Genomic DNA, 25,451 nt, shown 5'->3' on the forward strand with positions numbered 1-25,451 from the left:
ATTAATGACTCACTCTTTTTCGCAGGGCCGAACGCAATCCGTCACCCACAATATTAATGGATAACACCATAAAAAATATTGCCATACCCGGTACGGCTACATTCCAAGGTGCAAGGTAAGCAACGTCTAGGCCGTCGGCTAAAATTACGCCTAATTCCGGTAGGGGAGACTGAGCGCCAAGGTTTAAAAAGCCTAAGGCGGAAATATCTATAACCGCGATGGAAAGCGCAAGGGTACTTTGCACCACCAGCATTTCGGTCATATTAGGCAATATAGAGTGAACGAAGAGTTGCCACTTACTCGCGCCATCGAGTTTAGAGGCCACTATGTATTCTTTTTTCATCTCTGCCCGCACGAAGCTGCGAGTATGGTGCACGAACTGAGGGATAAGCGCCAATGTAATCGCCCACATGCTATTGACCAAACCTGTGCCTAAAATTGCTACAATAATAATGGCAATAAGCAGAGTAGGAATAGCCATTAACGCATCGAGTAAATGGTTAGCAATACTGGAGCGCACTCCTCGCAACATGCCTGCGAAGGTACCAAGACTAACACCCACTAGCATGGCTAGTACGACGGTAATAAACGCTGAACCTAGCGTTATTCGACAGCCATAGATAATGCGGGTAAAAAGATCGCGACCTAACGCGTCGGTGCCGAACAGGTGTGAAATAGATCCATTGGTTACCCAACTAGGTGGAATTAATAAGCCGTCTATATTTTGCTCTACTGCGTCGTAGGGCGTAATCAGAGGCGCAAAAACGGCGCACACGACAAACAGCGCGAGCATAATCAGGCCCAACATAGAAATGTGGCTTGCTTTAAAAGAGGCCCACGTCCGCTGCCACGGCGACGGATGGAACTCTTCGTCGTACAAACTAAACTGTGGCACGTTCGTATTTCTCTCTGCTTGGGTCAATCATGCGGTTAAACAAATCGATGAGGATTGTTAAAGTTATAACAACAAAAGATACCGCCATCATTCCAATTCGTAAGGCGGGATAATCCCGTTGGTAAATGGCTTGAATAAGCCAATTTCCTATGCCTGGCCATGAAAATAAGGTTTCAACGATCATCGCATTAGTAATAAGCGTGGTAATTTGAATAGCCATTAGGGGCAATATGGGAAGCAGGGCGTTGCGCAATATATGTCGGAAAAATATTTGCCAGCTTGATAGGCCGCGGGACAAAGCGGCTGCAATGTAAGGTCGGTGCTTTACATCAATAACTGAGCGTCGAGTTACTCTTATCATCGATGCGGTAGCGATAGCGCCGATTGAGAAGGTAGGCAATGCAATGTGCGACAGTGCGTCTTTAAACGCCAGAGACTTGTTTTCAATATCAGATAGTAAAATATCGATAAGGATAAAACCAGTTACAGGCTCAATGTCATATAGCAGGCTGATACGTCCAGACATCGGCGCCGCGTCTAACTGCAAACTGAAAATAAGAATGAGTAAAAGGGCAAACCAAAAAACAGGAAAGGAATACGTAGTAATGCTCACGCTATTAATAAGGTGGTCTGACGTTGAATAGCATCGAATTCCAGCGTAATAGCCCAGCGGAACACCAACGAATAGGGCCATTAGCATAGCGTAGGTTGCTAGCTCTATCGTGGCTGGCATCGCGATGCCTACCTCTTCTCTTAGCGGCAGCCCGGACGTAAAGCTATAGCCCCAGTCACCGGTGAGTAGGTTGCCTACATAATAAAAGAACTGAAAAATATAAGACTGGTCTAGCTTGAACTGCCGCTCTAAGGCTGCACGCTGAATGTCGTTTTCTGGCACTAAGCCTGTTAAGTTTTCCAGTGTGTCACCGGGAAAAAGGTAAGCGAGCGAAAAAGAGATAATCGCTAACACCAAAAGGGTTAACACAAATAACGTGCAGTATCTTACGAGAATTTGGATCACAGTGTTTTTTCTACTCCACCAAAGCGTACGCCGCCATAGGGATTAATTGTCATTCCTTCCAACTCATCTCGGTATGCCTGGTAGCGATAGGCATGGGCTATTGGAACTAACGGAAGGCGTTCATACAGTAATCGGTTTACCTGCCGGTAAATAGCTGTGCGGGCTTCAATATCATCAGTTTGAAGGGCGCTGTTAAGTAATCTATCATAATCTTCGTTACACCACATGGCGCGGTTTGTGCCAGAAGGGATAGCGCCACAGCTTAGCAGCGGGCGATAAAAGTTATCCGGGTCGCCATTATCTGCTGACCAGCCGATAAGCACAGAATCGTGTAAACCTTCTTGTAAATGCCGTCTAAAGGTTGTCCAGTCGTAGCTAACAATGGTTGCTTCAACGCCTACATCATTTAAATAACGCTGAATAAGTTCGGCCATTTTAGTGGCATTGGGGTTATAAGAGCGCTCTACAGGCATGGCCCATATTGTCATTGAAAAGCCAGGTTTTATACCTGCATCTGCCAGTAACTTTCGCGCTAAAACTGGGTTATAGGCCGTATCATCAGCATCGTTTTGAAATGCCCAACTCGCTGCAGGAAGAAGGGTCTTAGCTCGCGTTGCGCTGTCAAAGTAAACGGCTTCTAACAGCGTGTTTTTATCAATGGCCACGGCTAAAGCGCGTCTTACATCGGGGTTATCAAAAGGCGGACGCTGAGTATTAAAAGCCCAGAAGCCAACATTCAGCCCTGGCTTTTCAGCGAGCGTAAGATCGTCTCTAGCCCTTATTACCTCAAGCTCTGTTTGAGCGGGAAAGGCAGTGGCGTCGCACTCGCCAGTCATTAACTTAGCCAGTCGTAGTGAGCTGCGTGGCGTAATATCAAAAATAAGCTGTTCAACTACGTGTCCGTCTGTCTTTTTAGAAAGACCATCTGCTATCGCTTCGCTGCTATTTTCACTTTTTGCGTTGGTTTCAATATTTTCAATATCGCGGGTAATGTTTGCATTTTCGGTCAATAACTCGGTGCGCCAATAGTTTTCGTGCTTAAGGTACTTTATGAAATGGTCTTTGCGATAGCTATCAAATTTAAACGGTCCGGTCCCGATGGGAAGCTCATCTATTTTGCTCGGTGTGCCGGCGTTGGCCAACTGAGTAGCGTATTCCTCTGACAATATTACCGCGAAATCTGTCGCTAAATTTGCTAAAAACGAGCTATCGCGATGTTTGAGTGTTATCTCTACACGGTAGCCGTTGATCCGTTCGACAGATTCAATGTTTTGAGCAAGGCCAATACTTTCAAAGTAGGGGTAGCGACCGCCGGACACATAGTGATAAGGGTGTGAGTTTAGTCGCCACCTGTCGATGCTAAATATTACATCGTCGGCGTTAAAGTTTCTTGTCGGCTCAAAATAACGAGTAGAGTGAAACGACACGTCTTTTCGAAGCTGAAAGGCATAGGTTAAGCCGTCATTACTTACAAGCCAGCTACTGGCTAAGCTTGGCACAATGCGGCCAGATTCAGGATCGAAATCGAGAAGCCTGTCGTAAAGTTGGTGAGAGGAAGCATCTGACGTTGTGCTTGACGTATCAAGTTGGGGGTTAAACGTCACTGGATTGCTTTCAGAGCAGTAAATAATACCCGTATTGTAAAACGCTTGTTTATTCTGTTTTGCACAGGATGCAACAAGAAGCGCTGTACATAAACATAATGACAAACGCTTTACCAAACTATGGGACATGCTTTACGCCTCGACGCTTTCAGCGGAAGAATCTAGTAAGTTATATTTTTTGAGATAGCCACGCAGCTGATGATATGTCAGGCTCAATTTTTCAGCGGTTTTCTTTTGATTAAACTGACTGTCAGCAAGTGCCTGTTTTATCATATCTATCTCATATTGTTGAGAGCGTTCTTTCAAATCTATGGGATATTCGACAGATTCTTGCTGATTGCTTGGCGTTAAAGGCGTAATGTCAGCGCTTTCTATCACATCTTTTGTATGGTCGGGTTGTGAGGACACGATAGGACTTGCTGACTCAGAAGTGCTTACTCTATCCTTAGTCTTAACTCTACCCTGTGGACGATAAACGGATTCAAAGGGGTCAAGAATGATTTCGTGAACCGGTAGGTGAGGGTTGTTAGTGCGGTAAACGGCGCGCTCAACTACATTTTTCAGTTCTCGAATATTTCCGGGCCAATCGTAATCAAGCAGAGTACGCTTGGCTTTTTCAGTGAAGCCGCTAAAGAGCTCCATCTCCATCTCACGGGCCATATTAATGGCAAAATTTTCCGCTAACATCATGATATCTTCCCGTCGCTCTCGAAGCGGGGGGATGGTAATCACATCGAAGGCTAGCCTATCTAGCAAGTCGGCGCGAAACTCGCCTGCATCGGCAAGGGCAGGGAGATCTTCATTTGTCGCTGCAATAAGCCTTACATCGGTTTTCACCGATTTACTGCCGCCCACGCGTTCAAACTCCCCATATTCGACAACGCGAAGGAGCTTTTCTTGAATTAGACCCGAAGTATTGGCAAGTTCATCGAGAAACAGTGTGCCGTTATGGGCGACTTCAAAACGACCTTCTCGTCGTTTCGACGCACCGGTAAATGCCCCAGCTTCGTAACCGAAAAGCTCACTTTCTAAAAGGCTTTCATTTAGGGCTGCGCAATTCAGTTTGATATAGTTTTGGTCCCAGCGCTTAGATAAGAAGTGAAGACGCGCTGCAATCAGTTCTTTACCTGTACCTCGCTCTCCTATCACAAGGACCGGTTTATCTAACGGTGCTATTTGTGAAATTTGCTCTAGCACTTCTAGAAAACTGTTCGCTTGACCTAGCAAATTGTCTTGCTGACGATACCTACTCATTAAAAACCTCAAAAGTTAGTCATTTCGACCAATTAGTAGTGTAGAACAAAAAATATTGAGAAACGAGCATTATTTGAACTTATAAAAACGGTATGAAAAATAGAGACTTAGCGTAAAGGTAGAGTTGGCAAGCATATTGAATACGATTAATACCAAGAGTAATCTATTTATCAAGTGTGGTGTTTTTTAACACTTACCATTTTTAGCAAGAGGTAATTATTATGGGTATCTTCTCGCGTTTTACAGATATTGTGAATTCGAATATTAATGCGATTTTAGACAAAGCCGAAGATCCTGAAAAAATGGTTAGATTAATCATTCAGGAAATGGAAGACACATTGGTTGAGGTGCGCTCAGCGTCGGCGAAAACCTTGGCCAATAAAAAAGAAATAGCCAATCAAATTGCGAAGTACGAAAGCGATGCAAGTGATTGGGAAGCAAAAGCAGAACTTGCTTTAAGTAAAGATAGAGAAGATTTAGCGCGAGCAGCACTGCAGGAAAAGAAAAAGTCTGCAGAAGCCGCAGAGACGTTAAGTAAAGAGCTTGCAATTGTTGAAGAGCAAATCAGCAAGCTTCAAGATGAAATTGGTCAGCTACAAGATAAACTGGCCGACGCGAAGAGTCGTCAAAAAGCCATTATCATGCGCCAGAAAACGGCTAGTTCTCGTCTTGAAGTGAAAAAGACGTTGGACAGCACTAAAGTAGATAATGCAATGGGACGCTTCGAACAATACGAGCGTAAAATTGATGATCTTGAGTCGCAGGTTGAAGCCTATGACTTGGGCAAGAAAACCTTACAAGATGAGTTTGCTGAGCTAGAAGCCAGTGATAAAGTTGAAGACGAACTGGCTGCACTTAAAGCAAAAGTAAAAGGTGCCAATAAAAGCACCGAAAAATCAGAATAAGAAAAATAGGGTGTACCCTTTGTATGCCAAACGCAGCAAAGGGTAAATACATCAGGGTTTGAGGAGAGATTGAGATGGATGAAGGTATAATAGCAATGCTGGTGATGCCCCTTGTGGTTTTCACAATATTTGTTGCTCCCATTTGGCTAATTCTACATTATCGCAGCAAAAAGCAAGTCAATCAGGGCCTTAGCGCTGAAGAGCATGCGTCGTTGAAAAACTTAGCAGAGCAAGCCGAAAAAATGAGCGAGCGCATTGAAACGCTAGAAGCCATTTTAGATAGTGAGGCGCCTGAGTGGAGGAATAGAGCATGAGAAATGGTAAACAGCTCTACCGAAACCCAGAGAATGCGCGTATTGCAGGTGTGTGTTCAGGCGTTGCAGAATACTTCGGTTTAGAAACATGGCTAGTAAGAATTTTAGTCGTTACCGGGTTCTTTTTATTAGCCGGGCCGTTCATTTTTGTCGCTTACATTGCCGCTTGGTTTATTCTAGATAAGAAACCTGCGGGATTAAACGAGGCGCCAACGCCCCCAGTTTTTTCACGGGGAAAAGGCTGGACTAACCCAAACAACGGTCAGGTTAAAAGCCCAAAGGTGGAGGTAAAAACCAAAGTCTGGCAAGCCGGCGAGCCACCTAAACAGGCGTTTCACGATATTCGAAATCGTTTCGAAAAAGCGGAAGAGAGACTTCGCAAAATGGAGACCTACGTCACATCTCGCGAATATCAACTTAATAAAGAAATTAGCCGCTTGTAACCCCTTCAAAATTCTCTGCGATAAGCAATGAAAGCCGCTTTTTAATAGCGGCTTTTTCTTTTAAAATCAGCTTCTTTTGTTGTTGATGTAAAATTTATGTTACAGTTAAATCTTTACCCCCATTGCGCATTTGTCTTTTACAAGCGGCTAATTTCATTAGACTGATAGGTAAGTTTTTTAAACCTTATTGGTTACAGAAGTTATGCCAAAATCAACGCAATACCAGTCGAGACAATCTGATGAAAATGGGGTCATTCATTGGTCAGATGAAGAGAACCAAATTTGGTCGGAACTGTACGAAAGACAAATTCCGCTGGTAAAAGAAAGAGCATGCCAAGAGTACTTAGATGGGCTAGACCTGTTAAAGCTTAACGAAAAGAAAATTCCACAGCTGCCTGATATCAACAAGGTACTAATGGAAAAGACCGGTTGGCAAACGGCTGAAGTGCCCGCCTTAATCAACTTTGGCGAGTTTTTTAGGTTACTGGCTAACAAACAGTTTCCAGTTGCCACCTTTATTCGCTCCAGAGAAGAGTTTGACTACCTGCAAGAGCCCGACATTTTTCACGAAGTATTTGGACACTGCCCGCTGTTAACCAACCCGGCGTTCGCGCACTTCACACATACTTATGGAAAACTAGGGCTGGCGGCGAGCAAAGAAGACCGGGTATATTTGGCGCGGTTGTATTGGTTTACTGTCGAGTTTGGCCTAGTGAGAGCGAAAGGGGGGCTTAAAATATATGGTGGCGGTATCTTATCTTCGCCGGGAGAGACCATTTACGCGTTAGACAGTGATGAACCGTTGCGTAACCCACTTACTGCAGTTGATGCGCTGCGAACGCCGTATCGCATTGATATTATGCAGCCGCTTTATTATATCCTACCTGAATTCGACCACTTATTTGAATTGGCCGAAATGGATATTATGGCATTGGTTGAAGAGGCTAAATCTCTGGGGTTATTTTCCCCACTTTTCCCGCCTAAAGAGAAAAAAGCGAGCTAACACTATTGTTAATTAAATGTGTTTTATATAGGATGCCGCTCGTTGTAGTGGCATTTTTTTTTAGGCCCGATTTTACCTATCGCTCGTCATTACCTCGCTCTTGCCACTACCAATTTTAACCTTCTGTAACATTTATCTTGTTATCTTTTTGTAAAAGTATGATACTCTGTACATATATGTTTACAAAATAGCTATAATACCCTATGCGTCTAGAAATCAGTTGTCAGGATCGTCTTGGTATTACTCAAGATGTGTTAGATATTCTCGTAACCAAAGAAATAGATTTACGCGGTATAGAAATCGATCCCGCGGGAAAAATTTTCCTTAATTTTCCCAATATTGAATTTGCCGACTTCCAGCATCTCATGCCACAAATTCGCCGTATCGATGGTATTGATGACGTGAAGACCACGCTTTTTATGCCTGGTGAACGTGAAAAGAATCAGCTTTCAGCAATTTTAAGAACGCTGCCTGACCCTGTTTTTTCCATTGATGCCAAGGGAAACATCGTGCTGTGCAACGAAGCGGTAAGCGCGGGCTTAGAAATGCCGACTAGCGACATTGAAGGCACAGAAATTAGTGAAGTCGTAAAAGGGTTTAACTTTACTAAGTGGATGGACGGTAAATCGCCGGGCCCGCAGTCGTCAAAGGTTAAGTTTATTCAGCAAGATTATCTTGCTGATATGTTGCCTATTACCGTACCTGACGGTGATAAAAATATGATTATGGCCGGTGCAGTGGTCATATTGAAATCTGAAATGCGTTTGGGCCAGCAATTTACTGCTTTCCATCAGTCGCCTACGGATAGTTTTGACCGCTTTATTGCGCAGTCACCGTTTATGAAACGCGTGGTGCATGAAGCCAAACGCATAGCCGATTTAGATGCCCCTATTCTTATTTTTGGTGAGACGGGAACAGGGAAGGAAATGATTGCGCGTGCGTGTCATCAATCTAGCCGTCGAAGTGAAGGTGCATTTTTGGCACTAAACTGTGCGTCATTACCCGATAGCGTGGCGGAGACCGAGCTTTTTGGTTATGCGGCGGGCGCGTTTAATCAGCCGAATGCTAAAGTGGGACTTTTAGAGCAGGCGAAAGGCGGCACCCTGTTGCTCGATGAAATTGCTGACATGTCGTCACAGCTTCAGGCTAAATTGCTACGGGTTTTAGAAGACGGTGAATTTAGACGCGTAGGCGATGCTGAGCCGGTTAAAGTGGACGTACGCTTTATTTGCACTACCTGCCGAGACTTAGGTCAGCTGGTTGAGGAGGGGCGATTTAGAAAAGAGCTCTATTATCGCCTCAATGTACTTAGCTTGGTCATGCCATCATTAAAAGACCGCAGGCAAGATATCGTGCCCCTTGCCGAATCGTTTATTGTGCAGCATAGCACAAAACTGGGAAGACGACCGGCGAAGCTTAGTAAGTCATGTGTCGACTTTCTGCAGCAGTATCCGTGGCCTGGTAACGTAAGACAGCTACAAAATGCCCTTTATCGCGCATTGTCGCTGCTGGATGGTAAAGAAATTACTAAAGAAGATATTCAGCTTCCCAGCTGTGCACCTAGCGTAACCTACATTGACGAGAACTTTGAAGGTACCTTAGATGAGGAAGTTAAAAAGTTTGAAAAAGACTTGCTAAAACGCTTATACCCCTCTTATCCAAGTACCCGTCAGTTAGCGAAAAAGCTTGGTTTAAGCCACACGGCGATTGCTAACAAACTTCGTGAATACGGTATTAATAAAGCAACCGTGAAGTTGTAATGACAAGGGCGTGGCGAGCGAGCGTTTATTGCGCTGCGTTATAATAACGCGGGGTTTACGGGCGCAAGCTCGCACGACTTATTTCATCGTCAAACGGTAATTGCGGACCATTTAGCTACAAATAAAATAATGAATAGGTAAATAGCTCGGAAAACCGGCACATGGCTTTTCGCTGTACGTTAACCTCTCTACACGCCTTAATTTGCGTGTTACGAAAAATTTACAATCAACGCAAAGCTAGTGGGATAAAGCGGCGCGTACCTTATTAATGCTTACTGCCGTACACCCTTTCTTACAGGCCAATAAAACTTCGTCACTGTAAGTCTTCTCACCTATACCAACTAGTGGCATAACTATACTACGCATTTGTATAAAGTGTTGGCGTGCTTGTGCGCTCGTTATTGAGTATGTAGTGAGCGTTAAAAAATATGAAAATAGCCACGCCTGCCAACCGTTTTCGAGGAAAGAAGAATGAAGTTAGCAACCTATAAAGATGAACCCGAGATGGCTGCCTAATGTGTGTCGAAGACCTTTCTCGAGCATGCAGTGCACAAGACATGCAAAACAATGCAGGATGCGTTGGACAATTGGAAGGAAGTTGCGCCACAGCTTCAGATGAAATACCAGGCACTTAATGAGCAAAGTTGCGAAAGCGTGACTTTTGATGAGTCTCGCTGCGAATCGCCGTTGCCAAGAGCATACCAATGGGCAGATGGCAGTGCGTACGTAAATCATGTGGAACTGGTAAGAAAAGCACGTAATGCAGAAATGCCTGAAAGCTTTTGGACAGACCCACTGATGTATCAAGGCGGGTCTGATGATTTTATCGGCCCAAAAGACGACATTATCCTTCCTAACGATGATTGGGGAATTGATTTTGAAGGTGAAGTTGCAGTGGTTACCGACGATGTACCGATGGCATGCACACCGGATAAAGCGTCAGAGCGAATTCGCCTTATTATGTTGGTCAACGATGTATCCCTTAGAGGTCTTATCCCGGGGGAATTAGCGAAAGGGTTCGGCTTCTTCCAATCAAAGCCTGCGTCAAGCTTTTCACCAGTAGCGGTAACGCCAGATGAATTAGGAGACGCGTGGAAAGACAACAAAGTGCATTTGCCGCTGCGTTCAACCTATAACGGTGAACTGTTTGGTAAGCCTGAAGCCGGACAAGATATGACCTTTGATTTTGGGCAGCTTGTTGCTCATGCAGCAAAAAGCAGAAACTTGGGGGCAGGGGCTATCATAGGCTCAGGCACTGTGTCTAATAAACAAGGTACTGACCATGGTTCAGCCATTGCTGAAGGTGGTGTTGGTTATTCGTGTATTGCCGAAGTGCGTATGATTGAAACCATTCGCGACGGTAAGCCTTCAACGCCATTCATGCAATTTGGCGACCGAATTCGTATTGAAATGCTTGATGAAAACGGGAACTCAATATTTGGCACTATAGAACAACAGGTAAAACCACTTAGCTAAAATAAGTAGTGGTAACAGCCGCTGATCTAATGAGCCGCATTGCGCGCATGTTGCGAGCAGCGGCAATTAGCCTGATTTAAGGCGTTAAACACTACGATGACCCAGCGCAATGTAAAACAGGCGAGGTAATACCATGAGTATTAAACTTTATGGCTACTGGCGTTCAACCGCCTCTTATCGTGTGCGAATAGCACTAAATTTAAAAGGTGTTGAATATGACTATGTGCCCGTACACTTGGTAAATAATGGTGGGGAGCAGCATAGTAGTGAGTATTCACAGCTGAATCCTGCTCACTTGGTCCCAACGCTGGTCGACGATGATGAGGACATCATTCTCAACCAGTCCTTAGCGATCATTGAATACCTTGATGAGCGATATGAGAGTGAGTATCGTCTTATCCCTGAGCATCGGACAGAACGGGCAAGGGTGCGAGCGTTGGCGCAAGATATTGCCTGCGATATACAGCCTATTGGAAACCTTCGCGTGTTAAATGCGTTGAAAGGAAATTTTGAAGCATCACAGGATGATGTGGCTAAGTGGGCAGCCCATTGGATAACCCTTGGGTTTGACGGTATCGAAAAAAGGCTGCAGACCCAAGCGGGTAAGTTTTGCTTTGACTTTGATGTTACGCTTGCAGATATCTGTTTGGTGCCGCAAGTTTACAACGCTCAGCGGTTTAACGTAGACATGAGCCGCTACCCGCTTATTAGCAAAATAGCAAAAAACTGTAACGAGATTGACGCATTCAAAAATGCAATGCCTGAAAATCAAGTAGACGCCAATTGAGTGGAAGGGGCAGAATATGTACTCTGACCCCCAAACTTGAGCTACTGACGTTTAATGGGAAGCTCGGTGGTATTTTTAACCTGCTTCAATGCAAACGTTGAGCTTAGGTGGTCAACGAGAGGCAGGTGCGTTAATTTAGTCTTAAGCAAAAACTCATATTCTTCAATGCTCTCTACGATCACTTTTAGCAAGTAATCTTTTTCACCACTAGTGGTGTGGCACTCCACAATTTCATCAATGTTTTGTACCGCACTTTCAAAATCAGTGAGCGAGTCACCGTCGTGGTTTTTCAAAGTAACGTAAATAAAAACCGATACGCCTAAATTAAGCTTTTTACTATTGAGCAAGGTGACTTTACCGAGAATAATGCCATCGGCTTCCATCCGCTTTACCCGTCTCCAACAAGGAGTATGAGATAATCCTACGCGTTGGCTTAGGTCGGCCATTGACACCGTGGCGTCTTGTTGAAGAACGCGTAAAATCTCACGGTCAAATTTATCCAATTTCATTAACACTGTTTCCGTCGCTTTTATGATGTCTATTATATATCAAAAAAAATTCTAGGATAGCTATCCTAGAAAAATTGTATTCAATTCTTATGCGTTTCAGTTTGTAAATGTCATTAACAAACTTTGCAACGCCTGTCCTCAGGACAATCAGATACACTTGGCAAAATGTTGGTGATCTTTGCGAAGCCCGCGAGTGTAACGCAAAACATCATCAGACTCTCATTTCACCCCAAGTGGATGGTGTGTACTTTTCGTGACAGCGCCATCTTGGGAAAGTTTTAATTCACCACAGTTGTAATAGGGAAAATATGTCAGTTTTTGATCACCCAGAGTTCGATAATCATGAACATGTTGCGTTTTATCACGATGAAGAAGCGGGCCTGAATGCCATTATTGCTGTACACAATACGAATCTGGGCCCAGCGCTTGGCGGCTGTCGTATGTGGCCTTACGTAAATAGTGGTGAAGCGCTAACTGACGTATTGAGACTTTCAAAGGGCATGACCTATAAAGCCGCCATGGCGAACCTTGAACTTGGTGGTGGCAAATCTGTCATTATTGGCGACCCTCGAAAAGCCAAAACGCCAGAAATGATGAAAGCCATGGGTAAGTTTGTAGAGTCGTTGGGGGGTAAATACTTTACGGCTGAAGATTCTGGTATCTCAGTGACCGACTTACAAACCATGGCAACTGAGTCAGATTACATCGCAGGGGTACACGCAAAATACCACTACGCGGGTGAGGTGCCCGATGGCAACCCTGCACCTTCAACGGCGTACGGTGTGTTTGTTGGCTTAAAAGCCACAGTAGAGTTCGGCCTTAAGCGCAGCTTAGAAGGCGTAAGTGTGGCTATACAAGGTATGGGGCACGTTGGTTATCGCCTTGCTAAGCATCTTCATGAGCATGGCGCAAAACTCTACGTTGCCGACATTTATCCTGAAGGGGTAGAGAAAGCCGTATCTGAACTTGGTGCAACAGCAGTAGCGCCAGAAGAAATCTTAAGTTTAGATGTAGATGTTCTCGCTCCATGTGCATTAGGTGCAGCTATTAACGACCAAACTTTGCCTTTAATAAAAGCTAAGGTTATTGCAGGGGCGGCTAATAATCAGCTGGCTCGCGAGGACATGGGTGAGTTATTGCAGCAAAGGGGTATTCTTTACGCGCCAGACTATGTGATTAACGCAGGTGGTGTTATTGATATCTTCCACCAACGTATGGAAACGAGTTCAAACGAAGCGTTGCGCGCACATATTGAGCAAATCGGCGATACACTGAAAGAAATTTATACCCGTGCAGAGCAAGAGGGGGCGGCGACTAACCGCGTAGCAAACCTTATTGCCGAAGAGAGATTTAATTTAAAGGGTTGAAAACTCAGAGCCAAATAGTCATAATGCGCCCCGCACTCAAGCAGGGGCGAATGACTTTGCTTTGAATGCAGTTTCTATGGTGGGCTTTTGGTCCTCCCGCAATGATACTCTGTGAACTCGGTCAGGCCCGGAAGGGAGCAGCCGCAGCAGACGACTCATGTGCCGGGATGTGGCTGGAGGCCCGCCACCCAAACTTCCTTATTCGCTAATCTCTTTGTTTTTTTCTGTTTCATCCAAATACTTTATTGCTTTACTGATAGCGTGCTCAACGTTCATTTCCATTTGATTTCGCTCGCTCTGTGGTAAGTAAAACGCCATATCAACTTCATACCGAATATAGCGGGGCGGCACTTGGTTTAATGCCAAACAGCATAAATCGGCCAAGTAGTCTGGACTTTTACTTCCATCTAACCCTAGTTTGTTGATTCGCTCGAGTACCAAGTGCTCGTAATAATTATGAATGTCGTCATCTAGCTTCATGTTCCCTACCTTTCTTATTTTCTCTGCGACACATGTTTATTTGTCGTCTTTTTAGTGAGCAATATATACATCATTGTTAGGTGTGTGTATTGAACGGACACATTTTTATACACGTAAAATGTTCGGCTCTGACCTTAGCTATATATCCTTATAATGTATAGCTTGTATTCTGTGGATGTCGAGACATCGGTGCTAGAATTGCGCGCACATTGAAAAAGTTATCAATAAACACGCGTTGGTTTCTCTTCATCTTGATTTAGGAATGAAAACGGTTTATCGAGTGTATAGCGCTCAATAAATAGAGTGATAAGGCAAAAACGACATGAAAAAGAACATAGAGCCCTGCTATTACGGCGATTATCTGCAATTAGATAAAATATTAGGGGCCCAAGACTTACAAAGTGAAAAATACGGTGATGGGGCTCACGAAGAAATGCTCTTTATCATAGTGCATCAGGTTTACGAGTTGTGGTTTAAACAAGTCCTTCACGAACTTAACGCGGTAATTGATACATTCAATCAAGAGGCGGTAAAAGATCAGCAACTCACGCAGGTGGTACACAGACTGCAGCGCATAATTCAAATTCAAAAGTTAATGAATGACCAGATTGCCATTATGGAGACCATGACGCCTCAGCAATTTCTTTCATTCAGGGACTATCTGGTTCCCGCTTCAGGTTTCCAAAGTATTCAGTTTAAACGGTTAGAAATATCCCTTGGCTTAAAGCGAGAGTTTCGCATTGATTTTGATAAGCAAAGTTTCTACAACCGTTTAACTGATAAAGACAGAGCCTTATTAGAAAACCTCGAAAATAAACCTAGCTTGTTTGAATTGGTTGATAAGTGGCTGTCTCGAATGCCATTGCTAAAAACAGAGGATTTTGATTTTTGGCAGTATTATAAAGATGCGGCTGACGAAATGTTGAAAGATGATCATCACACCGTCTCAACCAGCGACATGTTGTCTGATACAGAAAAGCGACAAGAGATAAAAGACTTGCAAGCGACCATGGAAAACTTCGACGCGTTGTTTAACGAAACACAGTTCGAAAAGCTAAGAGGCGAGGGCAAGTTTCGTTTAAGTCATAACGCCTTACTATCAGCACTGTTTATAAAGCAGTACTCAGAAGAACCAATCTTTAATCTACCTTTCCAACTTATTACTGCGTTAACCGAAATAGACGAGCAGTTGACAATCTGGCGTTATCGTCACGCTATGATGGTTCAACGCATGCTAGGGACCAAAATAGGGACAGGGGGCTCATCAGGCCACCATTATCTTAAGAAGACCACAGAATCCAACCGTATTTACTTAGACTTCTTTAATATGGCGACCTTTCTATTACCAAAAAGTGCATTACCGGATTTACCAGAATCCGTTCGTCGACGGTTAGGGTTTTATTTGCAATAGGTTGTGATATTCGAATGCATTGCCTGACTTGCCAGAGCCTGTAAGAAAGCAGTTGGGCTTTTATCTACAATAAATCTACATTCGAAAAAATGCATTTAAATTATATATTTAGTGAAAATTAGGGCCGGTTCAACCGGTCATCGCTCAAAAGGATTGTTTCGTCGCAAGCTGCGCATAAATGAGTTGATTACTTTGCTTTGCTTAGTCAATTATCTTTTCGGATAATTTGTACTATGTTAACGACAGTGACCCTGCGAACGAAGAAATTTACCAAGTTCGTCACCGTGACTATAACGTTGGTGGTCAATTTGATTCTGAAAACTTCGCTTTTTATGTCCAAGATCAGTGGCAAGTTACTGACAACTTGGTTATCAACGCAGGTCTTCGTAACGATACGTTTGAAAACTTTAACGCTGACGGTGAGTCTTTTGCCAAACTCGACAACCAGTGGGCACTTCGTTTAGGTGCAGTATGGGACGTATTTGGTGATGGAGAGACCAAAGCATGGGCGAGCTACGGCAGATACTATTTACCTATCGCAGCAAATACGAATATTCGTTTAGCAGGTGCGGAAACGTACACACAAGAATACTACGAGTTTGAAGGCTTTGCTGATGAAGCGCTGGGTATTCCTAATCTAACGGGCGCTAAAACACAGCCTGATGATGTGTTTGCAGACGGCACGGCAAAATCACCTGATGAGATCGTAGACCAAAACCTTGATTCTATGTACTCAGATGAGTTTATCGCTGGTTACCAGTTCCAATTAAATGATGAGTGGAGTATGTCAATTCAAGGTACATACCGTGAATTGTCTACCACTATCGAAGACATGGCAATCGATGCGGCTGTTATCGAATGGGCTGCAGCGAATGGCTACGGTGACGTATCTGACATCTGGGATGGTTTCCACCAATATGTACTAACAAATCCTAATTCTGATATGCGCATCGGTACTACTGAGTTGCCGGGCGCTGAAGGTGAGTTAGTTTATATGGACTTGTCTGCTGAAGAATTGGGTTACCCAGATTCAATTCGTAAGTATGCAGCTGTTGATTTTATGTGGCAGAGAGCATGGGACGGTGTGTGGATGCTTAACGCCGCATATACATGGTCACATAACTGGGGTAACAACGAAGGTTACGTGCGTTCAGATAACGGTCAGGATGATGCAGGTTTAACGACGTTATTTGACCAACCAGGACTACTTGATAACGCCTATGGTGACTTGCCAAACGACAGACGTCATCAGGTTAAACTTTACGGTGCTTATGCAGTGACTGAAGATTTAACCCTTGGTGCAAACCTTCAGTTTTGGACCGGTCGCCCAATCAATGCGTTTGGTTATCACCCGACAGATACTTTTGCTCAGGCGTATGATTCAGAGTCATTCTTTGCCGGTGGTGAGCCAGCGCCTCGAGGTTCTCGTGGCCGAACAAGCAGCTACTACTCTATCGACGTTTCTGCATCTTATAATATCGATATTGGCGAAGACCAAACATTGGTAGTGCGCGCGGATATTTTCAACCTTCTCAACAACGATCGCGTAACAGAAGTTAACGAGATTTATGATGATGAAAGTTCAGCTGATCCAACAAACCCAGATGTGAACCCAAATTACGGTCTACCGACTGCGTGGCAAACACCTAGATACGTTCGTTTTAGCGTAAATTACTCGTTCTAATTAAAGGGCAGAGCAGAGATTTAAGGTTAGGGCGTGGGTATACTTTAGGTGTATATTCCGCCCTTTTTACCAAAGCGTACGCAAAGTGAGCAGCGTGGTTATTTAATGAGCTTGAAATGTTAAATGTAAGTTAATATTTACAAAAGAAGGTAAAAAGACGAAAAAAAATTGAACTTTTACCGAACACCCGTCTAATCCCAGTTGACCGTTCGCTTAGGATGTGGTTATTATCAAAGTGAGGCTTTGACCTTACTAATAATAATTCGTTATATAAACGATTTAAGAAACACACACTAAGAGTTTTAGTGGTCCAGGGAGACAATACATGTTTACAAACTCTAAGCTGGCTAAGTCAGTGAAGCTAGCGTGCGCATTCGGTGCGGCATCAACTATCGGCTTCACTGGTGCAGTTAACGCACAGGAAACCGAAGAAGCAGCGGACGCAGTAGAAAAAATCGAAGTAACAGGTTCTCGTATCCGTCGTACCGACATTGAAGGTGCAAACCCAGTTACTGTTATGTCACGTGTAGATATCGAAAAATTTGGTATTACTTCAATCGGTGACGTTCTTCAAGCAATTCCTTCTGCAGGTTCTGCTATTAACACCAATAACAACAACGGTGGTAATGGTACAACGACTATTAACATTCGTGGTATTGGTTCAAACCGTACGCTAGTTCTTGTTAACGGTAAGCGTTGGGCGCCAGGTCTTACTGGCTCTGTTGACCTTAACAACATCCCAGCATCGATCATCGAGCGTATTGAAGTGCTTAAAGATGGTGCATCTGCGGTATATGGTTCTGACGCGGTTGCTGGTGTTGTAAACATCATCACTCGTCAAGATTTTGAAGGCGTTCACGCATCTGGTTACATCGGCCAATATGACGAAGGCGACGGCAACAAAGAGCAGTGGGATATCGGCTTCGGTACTTCTAACGACAAAGGCAATGTTTACTTTAACATCAGCTACGTAGAAGAAGAGCCAACACTAGCGGGCGACCGTGAAATCTCTGCAGTACCTACTTTTGGTACGCCTGAAGGCTTCGGTGGTTCATCAGCTCCACCTCAGGGGCGTTTCTGGACTTTTGACCAAGCCGATAATGGCTTCAACGAACAAGGTGACGGCAACGGTGGTTTAGAGCCATGGGTTGAACCAGATAGCCGCTTCAACTTCGCGCCGTTCAACTACCTATCTACACCACAAGAACGTACTAATATTTATACTCAGGCACGTTATGAACTTACAGACAATTTATCTGTAAACGTAACAGGCTTTTACGGCAACCGTAAGTCAGAGCAGGCTCTGGCGCCTACTCCACTATTCATCGGTACCGCGTTTGGCGACACGGGCTTCACTTTATCGGCTGACAATCCATTTAGCCCTTACGATTTCGACGTTACGACCGACCAAGACGTACTAGATGCAGATCCAAATGCACGTGAAATGTTCTTGTTTGGTCGCCGTATGATGGAAGCGGGTTTCCGTAGCTTTAAACAGAATGTTGACCAGTTCCAGTTCAACGGTGGTTTTGAAGGCGTTATCGAATTTGCTGACAGAGAATTCTTCTGGGATGCAAACTACACGTACGCAGATATCACGCAAAACACGTCTACCGACGGTCTTCTTAATATGGACCGCGTAGCGCAAGCTATCGGTGACCCTGCGAACTGTACAGGCGAATGTACTCCGCTTAACTTGTTCGGTGGTGCGCCAAACGTAATCGGTGAAGGCACAATTACGCAAGAAATGCTTGATTACATTACGTTCACTGCGCAAGACGAGCTTAACTCTTCATTAGAAAGCTACTCTGCTAACATCTCTGGTGAGTTGTTAGAATTACCAGCAGGTTACTTAGCATTCGCATCAGGTTATGAGAAACGCTGGCAGTCAGGCTACGACCAGCCAGATGCAATCATCGCTGCGGGTATTACTTCAGGTAACGCGCGTCAGCCTACCTCTGGTGCCTTTAGTGTAGAAGAAGTTTACTTAGAACTTGCAGTTCCGCTTCTTTCAGATATGCCTGGTGTAGAGCAGCTAGACCTAGAACTTGCTACTCGTTACTCTGACTACAGCAACTTTGGTGACACTACTAACTCGAAGATTGGTCTGAAGTGGCGTATTAATGACGACCTACTTGTACGTGGTACATGGTCTGAAGCATTCCGTGCTCCATCTCTTGATGAATTGTTCTCAGGTAACAGTGATAGCTTTGCGCCGCTAACTGACCCATGTAATGGCGGTGCTGCGGGTAACCCAGAGCTTCCAGGTTGTGCAGGTATTCCAGCAAGCTACGAGCAACCTAACACGCAGATTCGTACTACTGTAGGTGGTAATGCAAACCTAGAAGCAGAAGAAGCAGAAAGCTTCACATACGGTTTCGTATACTCTCCTGAAGCAGTTGAAGGCCTGTCAATCACGTTTGATATCTTCGATATTGAAGTTGATAACGCAGTGTCATCTGTTGGTGCACAAACCATTCTTAATGCCTGTGCCCAAACTGGTGTAAACCTATGTTCGCTTATTGAACGTGGTGCTGGCGGTAACGTAGTAGACTTGTTTAACGGTCAAGTAAACCTTGGTGGTCAAACAACGTCTGGTTTCGACTACAACGTAGCGTATAACTTTGAAACTGAGTACGGTGATTTCCGCGTTAACTGGGATGGTACTTATGTTGATGAACGCACAACGATTGTTGTTGACCCAGTAACAAACACATCTACTGAGTTTAACGATGCTGGTCTTGCGGGCGACCGTGACGTTGTTCCACGTCTACGTACTAACCTTGCAGTAACGTGGGCGTACGATGACTGGACAGCTAACTGGTTAGTTCGCTTCATCGGCCACACGACTGAAGAGTGTTCAATCGATGGCGATACGCTAGATCAACAACTATGTAGTGATCCAAGCGACGAGCTTGGTGGCGATAGCTTCAACGAACTTGAAGATATGGCATACCACGATGTATCACTAGGTTACGCAGTTAACGATAACCTACGCATCACGCTTGGTGTGAACAACTTGTTCGACACTGATCCAGAAGTTTCTTACTCGACGTTTGCTAACAGCTTCGACCCGTCTATGTATGAAATTCCTGGACAATTCTTCTACTCAAGAGTAAACCTTAACTTCTAATTGAAGTTGTAGATAGAATTTAAAAAGCCTCTTCGGAGGCTTTTTTGTTATGTGGACAACAGGTTATGAATATAGAACAGTGTATCAACAGTGCTAACGAAGCTCATTCTTCAGGCAATACTGATGAGGCAATGCTATGGCTAAAGCAGGCGGGCGAGTTAGGGGATATCAATGCGGCGCTGGATTATGCTTATTATAAATCGGGTGAAAACCCTAACGAGTCTGTTGCGTTTCTAGATGGAGCAGGGTGTGCTGATAGTCCCGTTGTTCAGTTCCATAAATTGCTGATTGGCTATTTTGGTGATATAGCATGGAACCCTAAATTTGTCGCACAGACGTTACTTTCACTTGGTGAGGAAGGCGTTATTGAAGCCTACCTCGTTACGCTTTCTTACTTATCGGTAGAAAGCAGCGCGTTTTCTTATATCGCAGGTAAGGTTTGTCATTTAGCACCAAATATTAGTAGCCAGCTTAAATTAACTTCAGAAGTATCAGTTTCTACTGCTCTGAGCGCCCATCAACAAACCGTTGATGAACTATCCAGTGCCCTCATTAGAGTATATGAACCTTCAAAGATCTTAGATAAATCGTTACCCATTGAAGTATATGAAAGCATTTTATCCGAATATGAATGCCGCTATTTAATAACTAAATTTAACGCATTGTTAAAACCTTCAATGGTGGTAGACCCTGTGACGGGGAGAGGAAAAATTGATAGTGTGCGAACGAGCTATGTTGCGGTTATAGAGCCTGCTCACTGCGACTGGATTACCCGTAAGCTCGATAAAACAATTTCGCAGATCACGCACACCTTAAGACAAAATGGCGAAGCGCTAAATTTACTGAGGTATTCACCTGGTCAGCAGTATAAACCGCATTACGATGGGCTGAATGAAATAAACGATGCACTAATGTTTAAAGACGGAAAGCAGCGTATTAAAACTGCACTTGTTTATTTAAATACCATCAGTGAGGGGGGAGAAACCCTTTTTCCAAAACTTGATATTCGTATAGCGCCAAAAAGTGGAACTATGGTTGTTTTTTCCAACAGCGATGAAAACGGAAAGCTACTGTTGAATAGCTATCATGCTGGTGCGCCAACAGTTTCGGAAAATAAATGGTTAGTTACAAAATGGATTAGAGAATGTACAACAATGTATGGTAACTTAATCTACGGTACTTATACTAAGGGATAACACGGATGAAAATGGTTACAAAAATAATTCTTGCATCAAGCCTTGCTCTAGCACTTGGTGCATGTGGTTCAACTAGCAATCAAAGTTCTCAATATGCAAAAGCTGATACCAATGCAGAAGACGATGGTATGGTTTGCAAAATGGAAAAGAAAATAGGTTCAAACCGCATGCAACGCGTCTGTTACTCTGTAGAAGAAAGAGAGCAAATGCGTGAAGCGGGTCGCGATGGTTGGTTGCGTATGCAGCGCGGTACAGAAACTGGTGGCGGTGACCTGTAAATACACCGAATGTTAGTTTAAGATGGGAGGCAAAACGCTTCCCATTTTTGTATGACTAATAAAAACAATAACGATAGCCTCGAAGAAACACTCGCTAGAATAACTGCCGCTATAAACGCGGGGCATTATAATGATGCTTTTCGTCTTTATAGTGAAGTCTTCTCCCTGTGGCCCGAGTATTTATCTCCAGCAACGAGTGTTCCACTTACTAAATCTCAAGCTACACATATTCATAACGTGGGGAATTTAGCGCGACGTGATTTATTTGTTAAAACACAGTCTATCGGTTCGAGTGATAGGATAAAACGGGCCGTCGCAATATTTTGTGGTGCTGAGCAAAAGCAATTTGATAAAGCTTTGCAATCGCCAAGTTTTCTGTATGTTCCAAATCTCCCATCTGCGCCGTTTTCCGATGTAAATTCAGTAAAAGGGCTAAATGCTTATGTAGCTGCGCTTTCTGAATATAAGGGTGTATTTATATCTCGGTTATCACAAGCAAACGAGCCATATATTCACGACACTGGAGACGTGCCAAACACCAAAGAATGGGCGCAGTTGGCGCTAAAGTGGAACTCACTTCACCTAATGAAAGGCGGTGAGTTAACCAAGCATGGAAGGCAGCTACCTGAGGAAATCAAAGCGCTCTTCGATTCTCCGATTTTAGCTCACTGCCCAGTTCATGCGCCTGAGGTTGTGATATCTGTGTTACAGCCAAATACAAAAATACCTCCTCACTTCGGTATTTCCAATATTAAGTGGACGCTGCACATCCCCCTGATTATCAATGATAAATCCTATTTAAATGTTGCTAATGAAAAAGTGTTTTGGCGTGAGGGGAAGACGGCAATTTTATTTGATGACAGTTATCAACATAGCGCGGAAAATGGCGCCGACACCGCTAGAGCGGTATTAATTATGGATGTTTGGAATCCACATTTAACGCTTGACGAGCGGGCAGACATTACCCAGTTCATTTCAGCCTACAGCGAATGGTCTTCGCAATACGGAGCGTTAGCAACATTGGATAAGAGGTTATACGCATAATGCAGCTGCAACCACATATAATAATTCCAAACCTTATTAATGCCTTTAACAAAGGTGATTTCCTCTTGGTCATCAACACGGTGAAGCAAAATGCCGCCATAGCACGTGCTGATGCAGTTGTTCCGCAGTTGTACGGCAGTGCGATGAGGAAAATTGGTAGGCTTGATGATGCCGCAAAAATTTTTGAAAAAGGTTTAAAGCTTTTTCCTCAATCTTCTGACTTGATGAATAGCTACGGAAACCTGCTTCTCGATAAAGGGCAGACTCACAAAGCTATCTTATGGTTTACTAAAGCTTTAAAAGTTAAGCCCGGCGCATTTGATTACAAGTACAATTTGGCAAGAGCCTTTCTAGTTTCCAAGCGTTATAAAGATGCGGAAATGCAATGTCACGATTTGTTAAAAAGAGAGCCTATTAAAAGCACAGTTCTACTGCTGATCGCATCCATTTTAATTGAAAATAAACGCGATGCTGAGGCTGAGCGCTATTTGAAAAAGTTGTTAGAAACCGAACCGAAAAATGTTAAAGCGCTCAATAATTTAGGAAATATTAAGCGAAGAAATAATCAGTTTAACGAAGCAATTTTGTTATATAAAAAGGCACTCTCGACGGGTCAATCAACCGCTGAATTGTTTCAAAACCTGGCGGCAGCCTTTGCACTTAATGGTTTGTTGGACGAGGCTTTCGCCACCTATAAAGAGGGGTTAACTACGTTTCCTGATAGTGTCGGTTTACACAAAGAATATGCACATCTAGCGTGGGTACAAAACGTCGAGGCGCCGTTTGCTTTGTTAGAAAAAAACTTGTCATTAGACAAGCCTGATTTAATTCTTGCTTATACCGAACTAATGATAAGAGTAGAAGAGTTTGACAAAGCGAAAGTGTGGTTAGAAAAACTGGTCGAAGCTAAGCTTCCATCTTATCAAATTGCAGCGGCGGCGAGCTTATCGAATACGTTAAGAGAACTTGGAGATTTTGATAGGGCGCTGGCTACGGTTAGCGTTAACGCCTCGAAACCGACAGTTGAAACGCTCCCTTTACTTATTGAGAAAAGTTACGCTCTATTAAGCCTCAAGCGATATAAAGAAGCAGTTAAGGCACTTGAACTTGTTTGCCGCATCGCGCCATTCAACCAAGGTTATTGGACGCTTTTATCTACAGCGTATAAGGCGTGCGGAAATGAGCAAAAGTATAGCGAGTTATGTAATTACCAAAAGTTTGTTGAGGTCACACCGCTTTTTGAAAGTGAAGGCAGTAATCTAAGCTTCATAGAAGCATTGGAAGCGCATCTTAATACGCTACATAATAATGAACGGCATCCTATTGGCCAGTCTTTGCGCAATGGCTCTCAAACCTTCGAGAATCTATTAGAGGCCGAACACGATTTGATCAAAGCGCTTAAAATTGCAATAGAAGATAGGGCGACATCTTTTTTATCTGCGCTGTTGTCTCAGAAAAAGCACCCGTTTTTATCTCGACTACACCCAGATGTTAACTTTATTGGTAGCTGGTCTGTAAGGCTACGTAAAAAAGGTTTTCATAAATCACATTATCACTCGGAAGGTTGGCTTAGCGGTGTATTGTATGTAGATGTGCCTAGTGAAGTAGAACAAAACGGTAATGGTTGGCTGGTTTTTGGCCGCCCCGACATTACCGGAGTGACCATGGTAGAAGACTTTGCTATTAAACCAAAGAAAGGCAACCTAGTACTCTTTCCTTCATATATGTGGCATGGAACAAACCCTATTTTAACGGACGAACAACGACTAACGGTAGCGTTTGATATCGTGCCTGCTAATGAGAGCCAAGGTTAAGCTGGCTCTAATTTGAAAGCTAGGGTATACCTAGGTGTATAGCAAATTCTATTGGGCGGACGTCCAACATGCTTGATGGCGCCGTGAAAAATAACCGTTCTTCCGGGTTTTGGCGTGCTTGCAAAAACGCAATCGTCGTTATCATTATAAAATAACGTTTCTCCGCCCCATTCAATATCCCATTCGGGACACAGATAAACTAACACCGTTAGTTCGTCAGCTTCTGGAAGGCAATCGGTGTGAGTAAACAACATATCGCCATAGGAAGCATAATTTACGTAACCACGATAGGCGCGATAGTGCTTTCCTGTGGTATCAAATATGGTTTTTATGGCATGTTGATATACTGCTAGCCCACGCACTTGAGTATCGCTTAACGCGACCGCCCAATGCTTATACTTTGCTGTATCGGGTCGCGCAATTTCAGTGTGTTTAAACGCGCTAAGTTCTAGCCCTTTAAATATCCCAGTCGCTTCTTCGACTGAGCATAAATCATCGAAAACCCAAATCGGTTTGTTATTCACTGTGCAACTGTAGGTAGGTGAGTTCATGTTTTATTAGTTTTGCTTGTACATAGATGGCGGTATAAATAACAAATTGTAAGTAACAATCCAATGTAAATTTGTGCTGGTTTTTTTATTCTGTGGGATTAATAAGCGCCTTTATACGGCAATGAGCAGCATGCAAAGGAGAAGCAACGCACCACAAGTAAGTGACGATAATAATGTTGCCCTAAAACAGTGCAGCTTAGAAAGTATCTTTTTGCTCCAATACGCAATTTATCCTATCAAAAAGCAAATTTTCTGGATGAATATTAAACGATTAAGAAATGGCCGGAAATATGCTGGAAAAAATACAACACATATTACATCTAACTGAACGTTAAACGAGCAGTTAATTGAAAATCTGTTAGGTGTAAACAGTGTGTTACTTGACTAAACGTAACATTCCATGTGAGTATACTACGTTCGTAGTACTGGCTATTGAAGTCAGCGCTACATTCCTGAAACAAAATTGTGAAAGTTTTATACGCCCCTTGCCCGAATATTTTCCTATCGGCGAGGATTCAAATAAGA

The 25,451-nt window shown here is 43.7% G+C and carries 21 protein-coding genes, 1 other RNA gene and 1 pseudogene; 16 read left to right on the forward strand and 7 right to left on the reverse strand.

Going from position 1 to position 25,451, the window contains the following annotated elements; translation table 11 throughout:
• Position 1 precedes the first annotated feature (1 nt).
• The 4 genes from MADE_RS05690 to pspF are packed head-to-tail and all read right to left on the reverse strand — an operon-like array spanning position 2 to position 4,771.
• Positions 2–895, reverse strand: a complete 894-nt coding sequence (locus tag MADE_RS05690) for an ABC transporter permease subunit (protein WP_012517712.1) — start codon at positions 893–895, stop codon at positions 2–4.
• Positions 882–1,913, reverse strand: a complete 1,032-nt coding sequence (locus tag MADE_RS05695) for an ABC transporter permease (RefSeq protein ID WP_020744888.1) — start codon at positions 1,911–1,913, stop codon at positions 882–884. Before MADE_RS05695 ends, MADE_RS05690 begins: the two co-directional genes overlap by 14 nt.
• Positions 1,910–3,646 carry an ABC transporter substrate-binding protein gene (locus tag MADE_RS05700; protein WP_012517714.1) on the reverse strand — a complete coding sequence of 579 codons (1,737 nt, stop codon included), beginning with the start codon at positions 3,644–3,646 and terminating at the stop codon, positions 1,910–1,912. Before MADE_RS05700 ends, MADE_RS05695 begins: the two co-directional genes overlap by 4 nt.
• 3 nt (positions 3,647–3,649) lie before the next feature.
• Positions 3,650–4,771, reverse strand: a complete 1,122-nt coding sequence (gene pspF, locus MADE_RS05705) for a phage shock protein operon transcriptional activator (RefSeq protein ID WP_012517715.1) — start codon at positions 4,769–4,771, stop codon at positions 3,650–3,652.
• A 221-nt stretch (positions 4,772–4,992) separates the two neighbouring features.
• Between pspF and pspA the strand changes: the two genes are divergently transcribed.
• The 7 genes and pseudogenes from pspA (at position 4,993) to maiA (ending at position 11,459) form a co-directional block, all read left to right on the forward strand.
• Positions 4,993–5,676: a phage shock protein PspA gene (gene pspA, locus MADE_RS05710; protein ID WP_012517716.1), complete on the forward strand. Its 684-nt coding sequence runs from the start codon at positions 4,993–4,995 to the stop codon at positions 5,674–5,676.
• A gap of 74 nt (positions 5,677–5,750) precedes the next feature.
• A complete protein-coding gene (gene pspB / locus MADE_RS05715; protein WP_012517717.1) occupies positions 5,751–5,990 on the forward strand; it encodes an envelope stress response membrane protein PspB in 240 nt (79 codons plus the stop codon).
• Positions 5,987–6,433, forward strand: a complete 447-nt coding sequence (gene pspC / locus MADE_RS05720) for an envelope stress response membrane protein PspC (protein WP_012517718.1) — start codon at positions 5,987–5,989, stop codon at positions 6,431–6,433. Before pspB ends, pspC begins: the two co-directional genes overlap by 4 nt.
• 202 nt (positions 6,434–6,635) lie before the next feature.
• Complete coding sequence (phhA, locus tag MADE_RS05725; protein WP_012517719.1) at positions 6,636–7,436, forward strand: phenylalanine 4-monooxygenase; 801 nt, start codon at positions 6,636–6,638, stop codon at positions 7,434–7,436.
• A gap of 203 nt (positions 7,437–7,639) precedes the next feature.
• Complete coding sequence (gene tyrR, locus MADE_RS05730) at positions 7,640–9,196, forward strand: transcriptional regulator TyrR (RefSeq protein ID WP_012517720.1); 1,557 nt, start codon at positions 7,640–7,642, stop codon at positions 9,194–9,196.
• A gap of 471 nt (positions 9,197–9,667) precedes the next feature.
• Positions 9,668–10,672 (forward strand): annotated as a pseudogene (locus MADE_RS05735) (fumarylacetoacetate hydrolase family protein).
• 133 nt (positions 10,673–10,805) lie between these two features.
• Positions 10,806–11,459, forward strand: coding sequence for a maleylacetoacetate isomerase (gene maiA, locus MADE_RS05740; protein ID WP_012517722.1), 654 nt, complete (start codon positions 10,806–10,808; stop codon positions 11,457–11,459).
• Between the two features lie 41 nt (positions 11,460–11,500).
• Here the strand turns inward: maiA and MADE_RS05745 are convergent, their stop codons facing one another.
• Positions 11,501–11,968, reverse strand: coding sequence for an Lrp/AsnC family transcriptional regulator (locus tag MADE_RS05745; protein ID WP_012517723.1), 468 nt, complete (start codon positions 11,966–11,968; stop codon positions 11,501–11,503).
• Positions 11,969–12,276: 308 nt separating this feature from the next.
• Between MADE_RS05745 and MADE_RS05750 the strand changes: the two genes are divergently transcribed.
• Both MADE_RS05750 and ffs read left to right on the forward strand, forming a co-directional pair.
• Positions 12,277–13,335, forward strand: coding sequence for a Glu/Leu/Phe/Val dehydrogenase dimerization domain-containing protein (locus MADE_RS05750; RefSeq protein WP_012517724.1), 1,059 nt, complete (start codon positions 12,277–12,279; stop codon positions 13,333–13,335).
• An 85-nt stretch (positions 13,336–13,420) separates the two neighbouring features.
• Positions 13,421–13,517, forward strand: an RNA gene (gene ffs, locus MADE_RS20165) — signal recognition particle sRNA small type.
• 16 nt (positions 13,518–13,533) lie between these two features.
• On the opposite strand, the gene MADE_RS05755 is transcribed toward ffs, so the two are convergent.
• Positions 13,534–13,815 (reverse strand): late competence development ComFB family protein, encoded by a 282-nt coding sequence (locus MADE_RS05755; RefSeq protein WP_012517725.1) that lies wholly within the window; start codon positions 13,813–13,815, stop codon positions 13,534–13,536.
• A gap of 322 nt (positions 13,816–14,137) precedes the next feature.
• On the opposite strand from MADE_RS05755, the gene MADE_RS05760 reads away from it, so the two are divergent.
• The 7 genes from MADE_RS05760 to MADE_RS05790 all read left to right on the forward strand — a co-directional run bounded on the left by MADE_RS05760 (position 14,138) and on the right by MADE_RS05790 (position 24,375).
• The gene (locus tag MADE_RS05760; protein WP_012517726.1) at positions 14,138–15,226 is read left to right on the forward strand and encodes a tryptophan 2,3-dioxygenase family protein; all 1,089 of its coding nucleotides are present in this window, start codon (positions 14,138–14,140) and stop codon (positions 15,224–15,226) included.
• Between the two features lie 226 nt (positions 15,227–15,452).
• A complete protein-coding gene (locus tag MADE_RS05765; protein ID WP_012517727.1) occupies positions 15,453–16,910 on the forward strand; it encodes a TonB-dependent receptor domain-containing protein in 1,458 nt (485 codons plus the stop codon).
• A 325-nt stretch (positions 16,911–17,235) separates the two neighbouring features.
• Positions 17,236–20,043 carry a TonB-dependent receptor gene (locus tag MADE_RS05770; protein ID WP_012517728.1) on the forward strand — a complete coding sequence of 936 codons (2,808 nt, stop codon included), beginning with the start codon at positions 17,236–17,238 and terminating at the stop codon, positions 20,041–20,043.
• A gap of 65 nt (positions 20,044–20,108) precedes the next feature.
• Positions 20,109–21,239 (forward strand): prolyl hydroxylase family protein, encoded by a 1,131-nt coding sequence (locus MADE_RS05775; RefSeq protein ID WP_012517729.1) that lies wholly within the window; start codon positions 20,109–20,111, stop codon positions 21,237–21,239.
• Between the two features lie 5 nt (positions 21,240–21,244).
• Entirely contained in the window at positions 21,245–21,517 is a 273-nt protein-coding gene (locus tag MADE_RS05780; protein WP_012517730.1) for a hypothetical protein, read from the forward strand.
• 51 nt (positions 21,518–21,568) lie between these two features.
• Positions 21,569–22,561, forward strand: coding sequence for an aspartyl/asparaginyl beta-hydroxylase domain-containing protein (locus MADE_RS05785; RefSeq protein WP_012517731.1), 993 nt, complete (start codon positions 21,569–21,571; stop codon positions 22,559–22,561).
• Positions 22,561–24,375: a tetratricopeptide repeat protein gene (locus tag MADE_RS05790; RefSeq protein WP_012517732.1), complete on the forward strand. Its 1,815-nt coding sequence runs from the start codon at positions 22,561–22,563 to the stop codon at positions 24,373–24,375. Before MADE_RS05785 ends, MADE_RS05790 begins: the two co-directional genes overlap by 1 nt.
• On the opposite strand, the gene MADE_RS05795 is transcribed toward MADE_RS05790, so the two are convergent.
• Positions 24,372–24,926 (reverse strand): 2OG-Fe(II) oxygenase, encoded by a 555-nt coding sequence (locus tag MADE_RS05795; protein WP_015066517.1) that lies wholly within the window; start codon positions 24,924–24,926, stop codon positions 24,372–24,374. The two genes, MADE_RS05790 and MADE_RS05795, sit on opposite strands and share 4 nt — an antisense overlap.
• Between the last annotated feature and the right edge of the window lie 525 nt (positions 24,927–25,451).

The organism is Alteromonas mediterranea DE, assembly GCF_000020585.3.
Classification (GTDB): Bacteria; Pseudomonadota; Gammaproteobacteria; order Enterobacterales; family Alteromonadaceae; genus Alteromonas; species Alteromonas mediterranea.

What these genes read in the sequence shown, in the direction of transcription:
- MADE_RS05700 (WP_012517714.1), bottom strand. Translation starts at nt 3,646, where the DNA reads ATGTCCCATAGTTTGGTAAAGCGTTTGTCATTATGTTTATGTACAGCG.
- pspF (WP_012517715.1), bottom strand. Translation starts at nt 4,771, where the DNA reads ATGAGTAGGTATCGTCAGCAAGACAATTTGCTAGGTCAAGCGAACAGT.
- pspA (WP_012517716.1), top strand. Translation starts at nt 4,993, where the DNA reads ATGGGTATCTTCTCGCGTTTTACAGATATTGTGAATTCGAATATTAAT.
- pspB (WP_012517717.1), top strand. Translation starts at nt 5,751, where the DNA reads ATGGATGAAGGTATAATAGCAATGCTGGTGATGCCCCTTGTGGTTTTC.
- pspC (WP_012517718.1), top strand. Translation starts at nt 5,987, where the DNA reads ATGAGAAATGGTAAACAGCTCTACCGAAACCCAGAGAATGCGCGTATT.
- phhA (WP_012517719.1), top strand. Translation starts at nt 6,636, where the DNA reads ATGCCAAAATCAACGCAATACCAGTCGAGACAATCTGATGAAAATGGG.
- tyrR (WP_012517720.1), top strand. Translation starts at nt 7,640, where the DNA reads ATGCGTCTAGAAATCAGTTGTCAGGATCGTCTTGGTATTACTCAAGAT.
- maiA (WP_012517722.1), top strand. Translation starts at nt 10,806, where the DNA reads ATGAGTATTAAACTTTATGGCTACTGGCGTTCAACCGCCTCTTATCGT.
- MADE_RS05745 (WP_012517723.1), bottom strand. Translation starts at nt 11,968, where the DNA reads ATGAAATTGGATAAATTTGACCGTGAGATTTTACGCGTTCTTCAACAA.
- MADE_RS05750 (WP_012517724.1), top strand. Translation starts at nt 12,277, where the DNA reads ATGTCAGTTTTTGATCACCCAGAGTTCGATAATCATGAACATGTTGCG.
- MADE_RS05755 (WP_012517725.1), bottom strand. Translation starts at nt 13,815, where the DNA reads ATGAAGCTAGATGACGACATTCATAATTATTACGAGCACTTGGTACTC.
- MADE_RS05760 (WP_012517726.1), top strand. Translation starts at nt 14,138, where the DNA reads ATGAAAAAGAACATAGAGCCCTGCTATTACGGCGATTATCTGCAATTA.
- MADE_RS05770 (WP_012517728.1), top strand. Translation starts at nt 17,236, where the DNA reads ATGTTTACAAACTCTAAGCTGGCTAAGTCAGTGAAGCTAGCGTGCGCA.
- MADE_RS05775 (WP_012517729.1), top strand. Translation starts at nt 20,109, where the DNA reads ATGAATATAGAACAGTGTATCAACAGTGCTAACGAAGCTCATTCTTCA.
- MADE_RS05780 (WP_012517730.1), top strand. Translation starts at nt 21,245, where the DNA reads ATGAAAATGGTTACAAAAATAATTCTTGCATCAAGCCTTGCTCTAGCA.
- MADE_RS05785 (WP_012517731.1), top strand. Translation starts at nt 21,569, where the DNA reads ATGACTAATAAAAACAATAACGATAGCCTCGAAGAAACACTCGCTAGA.
- MADE_RS05790 (WP_012517732.1), top strand. Translation starts at nt 22,561, where the DNA reads ATGCAGCTGCAACCACATATAATAATTCCAAACCTTATTAATGCCTTT.
- MADE_RS05795 (WP_015066517.1), bottom strand. Translation starts at nt 24,926, where the DNA reads ATGAACTCACCTACCTACAGTTGCACAGTGAATAACAAACCGATTTGG.